We start from the raw sequence: 11,946 nt of genomic DNA on the forward strand, positions 1-11,946 counted from the left end.
ATGAACATCACTTCAACCAAATGTTCGATTGCAGCCCTGATGGCTTGTGGACTGCTCTGGAACCACCCAAGCCATGCGGAAGAACAGCGCTACCTCGCTATCCAGCACACCGACACCGTCTACGCCAACCAAGGCGTCTGCGCGTACCATTTCTCCCTTGATAGTGGGGGAACCGATGAGTTTGGGCGGTTGTATATCACGCTGCAGTTTAATGACAAAAAGGGCAAATCGCTGGCCGAGTCAACGCTGGAGGTTGAGCCATTCGGTGGGAGCGACGCTACCCGCTATGGTAGTGGCTTTACAGAAGTGGATTGCGCCCAGGTAGAGCAGGCCAACTCCATCGCCATTATTCAGGCAACCGAGGTGCTCGCTCACAACCGAGTCACTCGCCTACCTGTATCCACCTTCACCCCTGAGTTTCATCAACCACTGAAGATCACCTTAGGCGGCAAGTAGCCCACTTAAGAAAAACAAAGCCAAAGGGCGTCACCATCACGGTGACGCCCTTTTTCATTTCCAACCCTTGATGAGGATCATCACCCCATGTCACGACATTTCATTATCGGCGATCACTTAGTAACACCACAGCCTGAAGGCCATCATCATGGCCTCTTTGTTGGCCATGACCAGGTCATTCAGTGTCTACCACCCGCTCCAGGAAAGCATTCAAGCCAACTGGCGCTGACCTCGTTGGCTCAATTCAGTCAGCGCTGCTCTATTGAGGTCAAACCCCATGCTCAACGCCTGTTCAGTCGAGAGGAAAGCCTGACACGGGCTTACGCCCGACTCAATGAAGGAGAGCAGGGTCAGCCGTTTGCCAACAGTGAGCTGTTTGTCACTTGGTGTATTGAAGGGATTCAGCATCCCCCCAAGCTGCTGCAGACCGCTGTAGCAACGGTGGTGGCTGCCGAAGTCGCTCGTCACACGTTAAGCAAGGCGGCCACCAGTGCAACGGCAGGACTTGCTGCCAGCACCCTAGCCACAACTGCTGGAGGTAGTGGCGCTGCTGCAACGGTAGTATCGGTGACCGGTATTGCCACAGCCCCGTTGTTAGCTCCTCTTGCCGTGGGCGCCGTCGCAGCCTATGGCGTCAGCAAACTGTGGGATTGGTTAAACGACTGACCCATCACTTCAAAGTGAAACGCAGGGGGGCTCCCCTGCTGGAACTCAATGAGGAAACACCATGACCATTCCCTTTTTCCGGGACGGCTTTGCCCTGCCCGTAGCCCAAGCATTGCTGGTTCTGCTCAACCAAGAAATCGCTAAAACCGAGCTCAATATCGAACGCTTAACCCAACTGACCTTCCACTTTCGCAACCCCGGCTACAGTGCTGAGCAAGGCGGCGTGCACCCGGTCGAGATCCGCCTGATCTGTGGGCTTGATGGCTGGCTGTTCGATTACGTCACCGACTTCAGCTACCAGGGGCAGGGCCAAGATGCTGAGCTCTGCAAGGAGCTCGATTTCAACTTCCTCGATGGGGAACACACCATGTTGGGCTGGGGACCGCTGCGGCTGGCCGAAGCGCGGGAGTTGTTCGATATCTGGCAGAGCAACTTCATTGCCTATTGCCGGTTGGAATGCTTCAGCGTCACGGTCGCAGGAGATTAGGAGGACATAATGAGCCAAGAATTAGCGCTCTCCCACTACTCACGTCAATGGTTGGGACACGTTGCCGCCAACGCCAAGCTAACCCCTACCCGCAGTAGTCAGCGCTGGCTGCTGCACCTGACACCGAATAGCCCACACATCCGCACAGTCACCCTGCAAGTCCGCTGGTCTGGCGTGCAGTGGCAACTGCTCTCCCTCACCAATGCCGATGACGGGCGCACCATGAGCCAACCGAGCGATGAGATCTGCATCGACCCCAAACGTCGCCGTTTCTGGCGTTGCCAAGCTGGACCAGTGCCACTCAACGAACAACCCCGCGTACTGGCAAGCTTTCTGGCTGACCTGCAGCGAACCTGCATCCATCACGGCAATGCCATGGAGAGTGACCCCATCGCCGACAAGGAGAACGAAGATGATTAACGCCGTGATCGCCATCGAACTAGAGGCTTATCTTGATCGCGATGGCCAGTGTATGGAGATGATATTCACCTGACAGTTGCCCACAAAAGGGAGTGGTCATACGGCTTCAAACCGGATAACAAAACGGTACCCCTACCGTGTTATCTGGAGTCACCGTATGACCACCAACGAGAAAGTAGCACGTCGTAAACTCAGCTTGCTAGAGCTCGCCAAAGAGCTCAATAACGTCAGCAAAGCCTGCAAGCTCATCGGCTACAGCCGTCAGCAGTTCTACGAGATTCGCCGTAACTATCAGACCTATGGCGCCGAGGGCTTGCTCGACAAACTACCCGGCTGTAAAGGGGCGCATCCCAACCGGGTCGCTCCCGAGATTGAACAGGCTATCCTCGATTACTCTCTCACCAGACCAACCCATGGCCCGCTGCGGGTCGCGCAAGAACTGGCTCTGCAAGGCATCAACGTCAGTGCGGGCGGTGTGCGTGGCGTGTGGCAACGTCACGACTTGCTCTCCAAGCATGACCGCTTGTTGCGCCTCGAGAAAACCCACAGGGAACAGACGATTGAGCTCAATGACGAGCAGATCCGCCTGCTCGAGCGCTTCAGCCCCGAGTTTCGCGAACGTCAGATAGAGGTTCACTACACCGGGGAACTGGTGGCGGTCGACACCTTCTTCGTCGGCGCACTCAAGGGGGTGGGCAAGGTGTATCTGCAAACCGTACTGGACTGCTACAGCCGCCACGCCTGGGGACGGCTCTACACCAGCAAGCTGCCGGTGACCTCGGTCCATGTGCTCAACGAAACGGTCCTGCCGTTCTTCGAAGCCCATGAGGCTCGGGTCTATACCATCTTGTCGGACAACGGGCGCGAGTTCTGTGGGCGCCCTGACCATCATCCCTACGAGCTGTTCCTGCAACTGGAGGGGATTGAGCACCGGACCACCAAGGTACGCAGACCGCAGAGCAACGGCTTTATCGAGCGGCTACATCGTACCCTGCTGGATGAACACTTCCGTATCAAGGGGTGGACGACCTGGTATGAATCAGTGGAGCAGATGCAGACAGACCTGGACAGCTATCTGGATCACTACAACACCCAGCGGCCACATCAGGGCAGGATGATGGAAGGACAGACTCCCTACAGCATGTTCAAAAAGGGTCTGAAATTGATACCGAAGGAAGTGCGCACTAAAGTAGCGTAAACAAGACACCGGTTTGAGGCCGGTGTCAGGTGATAACTAGATCTGTACATGGTGGTACAGCCAGGTTTTCTGGCACCAACCCGCTTTCTGTGTGCCTATGACGCCAGCCCGACCGCCAAGAAGATGCTGGAGTTGATAGCGAGCAGTCCGCTGCTCAAGGGGCTGGAATGTGACTTAGTAATGGTTGGCGAACCGAGTGACGAGCACGAACGCCAGCTGGCACAAGCCAAACAGGTGTTGAAAAGTGCGGGTATCAGGGTTGAAGCTATGCTGCTGCAAGGAGAGGTGGTGCCAGTGATTTGTCAGCATGCCACCGATGTGGGCTGTGAGCTTATCGTGATGGGGGCTTATGGCCACTCACGGATCAGGCAGTTCATTGTGGGCAGTACCACCACAGGAATACTGAAAACGACCAAAACCTCTCTGTTGCTGTTGAGGTAATCAAGCCGCAGGGGCGGGTTATCCCGCCCCTGCGCATATCAGAACCATCTCTGCACTGCCTCTCTGGCCGGGATACCGCCGGCATGGACTACCTTGTCATCGATGACGACAGCTGGCGTAGACATCACCTTGTACTTCATGATCTCGGGCAATGACTCGACTTTCTCAAGCTGGACCTCAACCCCCAGCTCATCCACCACCTGCTGGATCAGTTGAATGGTGCTCTTGCAGGTGGCGCAACCCATACCCAGCACTTTTACATGTTTCATCTCATACTCCTCATCAAGAAATTAACGGTGATACGAAGTTAAACACCCACCCAACCAGCGTAAAGGAGACCAGCAGTACCAGCAGCAAGGTGCCCAGTAACTGCCACTTCATCACTTGTTTAAGAAGAATAAATTCAGGAAAACTGGCAGCCACTGTGCTCATGCAAAATGCCAGTGTCGTACCAATGGGCAAGCCGTTGACTATCAAGCTTTCCATCACCGGGATCACACCGGTCGCATTCGAATAGAGGGGAATGCCGATCAGCACGGCAGCCGGAACTGACCACCATTGACCGGCACCTAGGTGCGAAGCAATCCAGCCATCAGGCACAAAGCCATGAAGTGCAGCACCAAGCCCCACACCGACAATGACCCAAAGCCATACCCGTTTGAAAATGGTGAGGGTTTCATCTTTAGCAAAGGCATGGCGTTTGACCAGCGAGAGACTAGGAGTATCTGTATGCTGTGGAGCCGTATTGCCTTGCAGATGTTGTCCCTGCTTGAGGGCCTCAGCGGCAAAATCAGCCAGCCAACGCTCGGCCTTTATCTTGTCTAAAAACGCCCCACCCAGCATTCCAACCGCCATGCCAACCACCACGTAAATCAGGGTGAACTTCCAGCCCAGCAGACTGACCAGCAACAAGACGGCCACTTCGTTGATGAGCGGTGAGGTGATGAGAAAGGCCATGGTAATCCCTAGCGGGATACCGGCTGAGGTGAAGCCGAGGAATACAGGGATACTCGAACAGGAGCAGAAGGGAGTAATGGCACCAAAGCCGGAGCCAAGAAGATAGCCCAACCCTCTGTGCTTGCCCGCCAAATAGTCCCTCACCCGTTCAACATTCAGGGAGGCCCGCAACATGGCCACGATGTAGATCATGACCAGCAGCAGGGCAAAGATCTTGCTCACATCCTCCACGAAAAAATGCAGCGCATCCCCCAGCTTGGTTTGTGGGCTCAGGCCCAACTGCTGATAGACCAGCCAGCTGGCGAGGTCGGTGAAAATCTGAAACATAATGGCTCCATCAACATCGGTGTTATCCAGAAGACGCAGCCTTTCACCAAAGGATGCTCATATTCTTTAATTATTTTGTTCAATGGCTGATAACTTTACATCCGCACTTTACATGTGCATATATGCGCACATATATTGATTGCATGAAGACAACACTGACCCAAACCCAAGCCATTGATGCCGCCATTGCGTCCCTTGATGGGGCCTTCTTCAAAGCCCTATGCGAGCCGCCACGGGTTGCCGTGTTAAAGCGCGTCATGCAATTGGGTCGAGCAGATGTCACCGCAATTGCCGCTGACTTGCCCCAGGAGCGTTCGGTGGTTTCCCGTCATCTACAGGTACTGCTTGAGGCTGGGATCGTTCGTGCCTCCAAGGTTGGACGACAAGTATTCTACGAAGTGGATGGCCCAGCCATTATTCAGCGTCTGGAAGAGATACTCCGTCATACCAAGAACATTACTGCACTGTGCTGCCCTGGCAGATCAGCTTGATTTTTTTGCTTAAATACGTGTATGGATGCGCACATATGAACTTAATGAATCAACAATTTGATGTAGTGGTCATCGGAGCAGGCCAGGCCGGTTTGGCATGTGGATGGCATTTAAAGCAGCAAGGGCTTAACTTCATACTCCTTGATGAGCAAATGCGGCCTGGTGGGAACTGGCGCCACTACTACGACAGCCTTGAGCTGTTCTCGCCAGCAGTCTATTCCTCGCTACCCGGTATGCCGTTCCCCGGCACACCGGGTCACTATCCAAGTCGTGATGAGGTGGTAAATTACCTTGAGCAGTATGCCGACCAGTTCCAGCTACCTATCTATCAAGGGATTCAGGTCAAACTAGTCGAGCGAGCAGAGGCGGGTTTCCAGGTAATCACCGCCGATGGTCATCGCTTACTGGCGAGCGCAGTTATTGTGGCATCTGGAGCTTTTAGCCGCCCCTACCTGCCTGACCTTCTCGGACTTAACGAATTTAAAGGCTCTCTGCTTCACAGTGCTGACTATCGAAATGCCATACCTTTTCGCAGCCAACGTGTCGTCGTTATTGGCGCAGCAAACTCCGCTGTCCAGATCGCTTATGACTTGGCCAGTGTCGCCACGGTGACGTTGGCCACACGAGAAGCAATCCGATTTGCACCGCAGCGGATATTGGGCGCAGATTTTCACACTTGGTTGAAATGGACAGGCTTGGAGAAAACCCGCTGGTTGAACGACCAGAGCACTCCGGTTCTGGATAACGGCATCTACCGCAAGGCGCTGAGAAACGGCTATTTCAAGCAGCGCCCCATGTTCACCAAGGTCACCTCAACTGGGGTCGTTTGGGCAGATGGACGGCATGAAGCCGTTGATACTCTGCTGTTTGCCACTGGCTTTCGCCCAAATATCCCCTTTCTCGAAGGCCTGCCAGTGATGGACGTAACCGGCAAGGTGATGCAGCATGATGGAAGGGCCAGCAATGTACCCGGTTTGTACTTCGTAGGCCTGCCCAAGCAGCGCAACTTCGCCTCTGCAACCCTCAGGGGAGTTGGGCCCGATACCGGGCACCTGCTTCCTCACCTGCTTCGCCACCTCACAGACCTGAGCGGCAGATAACAGAGGTCAGTTTTACTTGGATACTCCCTACTTCGCATAGCGGGCCTCAATCACTGAATACCAGCGAGTCAAGGACACCTTGCCCGCTATGAACGCCTCCTTCTGTCGATTCGGCTGATTTGCTACGGATGAGATATCCCGCAAAGCTCTGCTCGGCGCAACCAGGATTGCCATCAAACTGAATGGTGAACATGCCTAATTCACTGATCAAATCCGTCACCCGATGCAGCTCTCCTTTACGCACTATCCAGGCTGGCATTGGTCTGGGAACCGGATGTAATCGGCGCATTAGCGACCAGGCCTGATATTGTCGGGGCGCCAGTGTTTCTAATTTTGCCAGTATGTCTGCCCCAAACAGACAATGCCCACCCCCTTCACCCTGATTTTTAAGCACCCAACTATCGGTGGGCGCAGTTTCTATAAAGTGTGCGCTATCAGGGGTAACAGGGTGCATCTCCCCCAGAACACCTTTCACGGTGTCAGCCTCTTGTGGGGTCAAACCAAATGAATCGAATCCCTTTTCTCCCAAACGCGACAGCAGCATTTGCACTCGTTTGCTGGTAGCCAATTGCTGGGCGACCGTGGCGTTGACGGCGACTCTGTGTTGCTCAATCAATACGCGGGTCGCCATCAGCGCCTGGCAACATCTCTGCTCTTTGAGATCCGCAGCCTCATAATCTGAATATTGGTATCCGGCCCGCAGATAGACAGTATCGAGGGAGCCGACACCATCGAGGAGCAGTCTGTTGTTAGCGCCCGTGCTCAGTTGATTATGAAGTTCACGAAAGGTTTTGCGCTGCGTCTCAATCCCTTTGCGCTGGAGTGCCAGCTCAAGCAGGTGTTGATCAAACACATTGTTTTCATGCTCCTGCACAATCATCAGAAACCTTGCCGGGCCGGGGTCGCCAAACTCACGCTTGATCTTGAAGGTGGCCTCGGCAATGCCTGCTGACAATCCTTCAATGGCATGATTACTGACAAGTTCACCCATTGCCTGATGCGGCTCTTGCATGTACGCAGCAGGCCATTGCCGTTGCAGATAGCGGTGCAGTTCATGTATCCGCTGACCAAATGGCCCCATACCTGCGGCGATACCATTGAACTCTACCAGCTTGTGGCCATCTCGTTCGTCGTCCATGAAGTCGCTGCGCATGATAAGCAGTGGCAGCCGAGGCGCCTGGGTAGCTGATGAGTGTATCTTTTGATGCATGCTGAGCAGGGCGGAGAAAAAGGGATCGCCCGCCGTGAGGGGGTGAATGGCATCGTATAAAAAACCATGCTCCTCGGAGACGGCATAAATCAGTTTGCTTAAGGTTTGTGCCGCACTTTTCAAATGCAGGTAGTCCCGTTGGCTGATCGGTGTCGGTGCCAGGGTAAATGGGGTATGCACAGCAGAATACAGCGACTCTTTAAAGGCGACACCGTGGGTTAATGCCCACTCGACAGCATCATCTTTGGCTTTCTGAATGTCAAAAGAACTCATCAAACGATCCTGATTATTGACTCACGAACCTCAAGGCCTGGTTGCCCAGCCCTCATATCGCACAGCGATTTTCATATCTTCATCAGACGAGCGCAGCACGTCACGAGGAAGACGCGCAAGCAGCGAAAAGGATGCACTTCAATTTTCTGAACCACGTCAACCTGACCTAGGCATTGTCATATTCTCGTCATACTCCCCAGGGATGATTAATAAGAATTAATCAACCAACATGGATAGATGAACATGAAGAAAATCGTCGCTTCCGCCGCCCTGCTGGGCTTTAGTCTGCTTGGCTCCGCCGCCTTCGCGAGCGAATTCAATCTGCCCGGTTTTATCACCGAAGTGGAAGATGGGCGGTTATGGGTCTTTAAAGAAGGCTCGCCAGAGCTGGAAGAGTTCAAGCAACATGGCGAACCGGCAAAACAGTTCAGTAATATCGGAGCTGGCCCCAATGGCATGACCGTCAAGGCAGCCAATCAGGAAACCCTGGATGAGTACCTGGCCGAAGCCAAGAAAAAATAAAGAAAAGGCCAAGGAGAACACCTTGGCCTTTCTGCTGAACAGGGGTCATGGCTTACTTCACCGCTGGGGTGAAGCAGCAGACCCGCCCAGAGCTATCCAACCTGACCTGACAGTCCAGAGAGAGCTGCTGACGCAAGCGCTCCCTGGCTCGCAACAGACGCGACTTGGCGGCGGCAAGGGTCAGGCCGTATCGGGCGGCATAATCCGCCTGCTTCATGCCATCCAAATCACAGTGTCTGAGAATATCCCGGTCAGCTTGAGCTAGCTTCTCCAGCACTCTGGGCAAACAGCCCGCCAAGGAGTCGACCGCATCGAGCTCACCCTGCTGCATGGCCAACTCGTCAGATAGTGGCAGCAACGGGCGTTGCCTGCGGCTTTTATCAATCACCAGATGTCTGGCGACTTCAAATAGCCAAGCCCTGGTATTCTCAATGGCACAGAACGTACCCTGCTGGCGGATCGCCCGTAAGAAGGTCTCTTGCAGCAGATCATCGGCATCCACAGGGCTGCCGGACTGCTTGAGCAGCCACCCATAAAGCTCATGTTCATGCTGTTGCCATGCTGTCATCAGGCAAGGTGGTGCCCCCGTTGTCTGGGTCACTTGATGCGTTTCCCTTGTGCATCCACAACCTGCTCTCCATCCTCCTTGATGAAGGCCCCTTGCTGAGGATCTGGCAAGATATCCAGCACGAGTTCTGACGGGCGACACAGCTTGGTGCCAAGCGGGGTTACCACGATGGGACGGTTGATCAGAATGGGATGAGCCAGCATGGCATCAATCAGCTCATTATCAGTGAACCGAGCCTCGGCGAGGCCCAGTGCCTCATACGGGGGGACATTTTTGCGCAGCAGCTCACGCACTGTTATCCCCATCTCTTGAATAAGGGACTCCAGCATCTCGCGGCTCGGCGGTGTCTCCAGATAGTGGATAACGGTAGGCTCAACGCCTGAGTTACGGATAAGCTCCAGCGTATTGCGGGAAGTGCCACAGGCCGGGTTGTGATAAATGGTTATTACGGTCATATCGTTACCTTTATTGCCTATGTAGTCCAAGGATTACGCGGATTTACCTTCGTACCATGGCTTGGTGGCATTCACGACTTTCACGACCAGCAGCATGATAGGCACCTCGATCAATACCCCGACCACGGTTGCCAGTGCAGCGCCGGAATGGAAACCGAACAAGCTGATCGCGGCTGCAACGGCGAGTTCAAAGAAGTTGGATGCACCGATAAGGGCTGACGGACAGGCCACCGAATGCTTTTCTCCCACTTTTTTGTTGAGCCAATAGGCCAGGCTGGAATTTAAGATAACCTGGATCAGGATGGGCACGGCCAGCAGGGCAATCACCAAGGGTTGCTCAATGATGGCATTGCCCTGGAAGGCAAACAGCAGTACCAGTGTCAACAGTAGCGCCGCAACAGACCAAGGCTGGATCTTGTGCATTGCCTCATCAAAACTGGCTTGACCGTGTCGCAACAAGGCTTTGCGGATGAGCTGAGCAATGATGACCGGAATAACAATGTAGAGCACCACAGAGATAAGCAGGGTGTCCCACGGTACGGTAATACTGGAAACACCCAGCAAGAGACCGACTACGGGGGCAAACGCAAACACCATGATGAGGTCGTTTAAGGCCACCTGAGACAGCGTGAAGTAGGGGTCTCCATTCGTCAGTCTGCTCCAGACAAACACCATGGCTGTACAAGGTGCGGCAGCAAGCAAAATGAGTCCGGCGATATAGCTATCAAGCTGATCGCTTGGAAGCATGTCGGCGAACAACACACGAATGAACAACCACCCAAGGAAGGCCATGGAGAAGGGCTTGACCAACCAGTTGATAAACAGAGTCACACCAATCCCTTTTACATGCCCCTTCACTTGATGCAGCGCTGAGAAGTCGATTTTGAGCAGCATGGGGATGATCATGACCCATATCAGCAAGCCAACCGGCAGATTGACCTGCGCAATTTCCATGGCACCAATCGCCTTGAATAGGCTGGGAAATACCTGCCCCAAGGTGATCCCGACCAAGATGCAGATGGCCACCCATGCGGTCAGATAGCGCTCGAAAAAACCGATAGCAGGTGCTTCGGCTGTATTACATTGTGCTGACATAACAACTCCAAAGGGCCAGAGACCCATCAAAAAGACGAGGATCACCGACCCTCGTTACCAACATTCAACTGATGGCGTGGTAACCCGGTAGAGATCAGTGCCGCCAACAGAATAAATAGAGTGGAGATCCAGAGGCAGGCCTCAAGACCGTAGAGCTGGAACACCAGCCCGGAGAGCAGGGTGCCGAGCAGGCGCCCCAAGGCATTGGCCATGTAATAGAAGCCCACATCGAGCGATACCCCATCGGCTCCTGCATAGCTGACGATGAGGTAGCTGTGCAGGGAGGAATTGATGGCAAACAGAGCGCCAAACACCATCAGGCCGCCCACCAGGCTGATGGCCGGATGCACCTCATAGTGAATCGCCAGGGCAATCATGGCCGGGGTCAAGGCCAACACCAGTGCCCAGCCCATGGCTGCCTTGCCATCGGGCACTCGCCCCTGACGCTTGCCGGTAAAGCGGGGCGCCTGTGTCTGTACCACACCGTAGGCAATGATCCAGAGCGCCAGGAAGCCCCCCACATACCAGTGATCCCAGCCAAAGCTGGAGGCGAGGTAGACAGGCAGCGCCACCACAAACCAGACATCGCGGGCACCGAACAGGAACAGGCGGGCGGCGGAGAGGTAATTAATGGCGCGGCTCTTGGAGAAGATTTCGCTGAACTTGGGCTTGTTTTTGGCTTTGCCGAGATCCCGTTTCAGGGTCAGCACGCTAAAGCACCACACCAGCGCCAGAGCTAGTGCCATGACCAGCACGGCCCCCTGAAACCCGAGCAGGGTCAACAGGGCGCCACCAAGGAAGAAGCCCATTCCTTTCAGGGCATTCTTCGAGCCGGTCAAGAGAGCTACCCACTTGTAGAGCTGACCCTGCGCCTCTCCCGGCACCAGCAACTTGATGGAGCTTTTGGCACTCATCTTGTTGAGGTCTTTGGCTACTCCCGAGAGTGCCTGCGCTGCCATCACCCAGGGCACCGTCAGCCAGAGTGGCGGCACCAGCAGCATACCCAGCGCCAGCACCTGGAGGGCGAGGCCGATGTTCATGGTGCGGTTGAGCCCAAGGCGAGCGCCGAGCCATCCCCCCACCAGATTGGTCACCACCCCGAAGATCTCGTAAAAGAGAAACAGGGAGGCGATGGCCAGCGGGCTGTAACCCAGCCCGTGGAAGTAAAGCACCACCAACATGCGCAGAGCGCCATCGGTCAGGGTAAAGGCCCAGTAGTTGCCGGTCACCAGCAGATACTGGCGGATCTCGGGGGAGAGTCGGGTCAGTGCCATGGCGGG

The 11,946-nt window shown here is 54.7% G+C and carries 16 protein-coding genes; 9 read left to right on the forward strand and 7 right to left on the reverse strand.

Features of this window, described 5'->3' with window-relative positions; genetic code table 11:
- The 6 genes from ACB037_RS18965 to ACB037_RS18990 all read left to right on the forward strand — a co-directional run bounded on the left by ACB037_RS18965 (position 1) and on the right by ACB037_RS18990 (position 3,668).
- Positions 1 to 456 carry an IrmA family protein gene (locus ACB037_RS18965; protein ID WP_371175734.1) on the forward strand — a complete coding sequence of 152 codons (456 nt, stop codon included), beginning with the start codon at positions 1 to 3 and terminating at the stop codon, positions 454 to 456.
- Between the two features lie 87 nt (positions 457 to 543).
- Positions 544 to 1,122, forward strand: coding sequence for a lecithin retinol acyltransferase family protein (locus tag ACB037_RS18970; protein ID WP_371175735.1), 579 nt, complete (start codon positions 544 to 546; stop codon positions 1,120 to 1,122).
- Between the two features lie 61 nt (positions 1,123 to 1,183).
- On the forward strand, positions 1,184 to 1,609 hold the full coding sequence (locus tag ACB037_RS18975) for a DUF2787 domain-containing protein (RefSeq protein ID WP_371175736.1): 426 nt from the start codon (positions 1,184 to 1,186) through the stop codon (positions 1,607 to 1,609).
- A gap of 9 nt (positions 1,610 to 1,618) precedes the next feature.
- A complete protein-coding gene (locus tag ACB037_RS18980) occupies positions 1,619 to 2,029 on the forward strand; it encodes a hypothetical protein (RefSeq protein WP_371175737.1) in 411 nt (136 codons plus the stop codon).
- 157 nt (positions 2,030 to 2,186) lie between these two features.
- Entirely contained in the window at positions 2,187 to 3,227 is a 1,041-nt protein-coding gene (locus tag ACB037_RS18985) for an IS481-like element ISAs19 family transposase (protein ID WP_371175738.1), read from the forward strand.
- Positions 3,228 to 3,275: 48 nt separating this feature from the next.
- Positions 3,276 to 3,668 (forward strand): universal stress protein, encoded by a 393-nt coding sequence (locus ACB037_RS18990; protein ID WP_371175739.1) that lies wholly within the window; start codon positions 3,276 to 3,278, stop codon positions 3,666 to 3,668.
- A gap of 38 nt (positions 3,669 to 3,706) precedes the next feature.
- Here the strand turns inward: ACB037_RS18990 and ACB037_RS18995 are convergent, their stop codons facing one another.
- Positions 3,707 to 3,937 (reverse strand): thioredoxin family protein, encoded by a 231-nt coding sequence (locus tag ACB037_RS18995; protein WP_371175740.1) that lies wholly within the window; start codon positions 3,935 to 3,937, stop codon positions 3,707 to 3,709.
- A gap of 13 nt (positions 3,938 to 3,950) precedes the next feature.
- A complete protein-coding gene (locus tag ACB037_RS19000) occupies positions 3,951 to 4,952 on the reverse strand; it encodes a permease (protein WP_371175741.1) in 1,002 nt (333 codons plus the stop codon).
- A 143-nt stretch (positions 4,953 to 5,095) separates the two neighbouring features.
- Here ACB037_RS19000 and ACB037_RS19005 point away from each other — a divergent pair, with 143 nt between their 5' ends.
- Both ACB037_RS19005 and ACB037_RS19010 read left to right on the forward strand, forming a co-directional pair.
- Positions 5,096 to 5,443: an ArsR/SmtB family transcription factor gene (locus ACB037_RS19005; protein ID WP_371175742.1), complete on the forward strand. Its 348-nt coding sequence runs from the start codon at positions 5,096 to 5,098 to the stop codon at positions 5,441 to 5,443.
- A gap of 35 nt (positions 5,444 to 5,478) precedes the next feature.
- A complete protein-coding gene (locus ACB037_RS19010; protein ID WP_371175743.1) occupies positions 5,479 to 6,543 on the forward strand; it encodes an NAD(P)-binding domain-containing protein in 1,065 nt (354 codons plus the stop codon).
- A 46-nt stretch (positions 6,544 to 6,589) separates the two neighbouring features.
- Here the strand turns inward: ACB037_RS19010 and ACB037_RS19015 are convergent, their stop codons facing one another.
- Positions 6,590 to 8,026, reverse strand: a complete 1,437-nt coding sequence (locus ACB037_RS19015) for a glutathione synthase (protein ID WP_371175744.1) — start codon at positions 8,024 to 8,026, stop codon at positions 6,590 to 6,592.
- A 243-nt stretch (positions 8,027 to 8,269) separates the two neighbouring features.
- On the opposite strand from ACB037_RS19015, the gene ACB037_RS19020 reads away from it, so the two are divergent.
- Positions 8,270 to 8,548 (forward strand): hypothetical protein, encoded by a 279-nt coding sequence (locus tag ACB037_RS19020; protein ID WP_371175745.1) that lies wholly within the window; start codon positions 8,270 to 8,272, stop codon positions 8,546 to 8,548.
- 52 nt (positions 8,549 to 8,600) lie between these two features.
- Here the strand turns inward: ACB037_RS19020 and ACB037_RS19025 are convergent, their stop codons facing one another.
- The 4 genes from ACB037_RS19025 to arsJ are packed head-to-tail and all read right to left on the reverse strand — an operon-like array spanning position 8,601 to position 11,940.
- Positions 8,601 to 9,149: a sigma-70 family RNA polymerase sigma factor gene (locus tag ACB037_RS19025; protein WP_371175746.1), complete on the reverse strand. Its 549-nt coding sequence runs from the start codon at positions 9,147 to 9,149 to the stop codon at positions 8,601 to 8,603.
- Positions 9,146 to 9,571, reverse strand: a complete 426-nt coding sequence (gene arsC / locus ACB037_RS19030) for a glutaredoxin-dependent arsenate reductase (protein ID WP_371175747.1) — start codon at positions 9,569 to 9,571, stop codon at positions 9,146 to 9,148. Before arsC ends, ACB037_RS19025 begins: the two co-directional genes overlap by 4 nt.
- A gap of 33 nt (positions 9,572 to 9,604) precedes the next feature.
- Positions 9,605 to 10,666, reverse strand: coding sequence for an ACR3 family arsenite efflux transporter (arsB, locus tag ACB037_RS19035; protein ID WP_371175748.1), 1,062 nt, complete (start codon positions 10,664 to 10,666; stop codon positions 9,605 to 9,607).
- 41 nt (positions 10,667 to 10,707) lie between these two features.
- Positions 10,708 to 11,940 (reverse strand): organoarsenical effux MFS transporter ArsJ, encoded by a 1,233-nt coding sequence (gene arsJ, locus ACB037_RS19040; protein WP_371175749.1) that lies wholly within the window; start codon positions 11,938 to 11,940, stop codon positions 10,708 to 10,710.
- Between the last annotated feature and the right edge of the window lie 6 nt (positions 11,941 to 11,946).

It is taken from the genome of Aeromonas sp. S19(2024) (genome assembly GCF_041402625.1).
GTDB lineage: Bacteria > Pseudomonadota > Gammaproteobacteria > Enterobacterales > Aeromonadaceae > Aeromonas > Aeromonas caviae.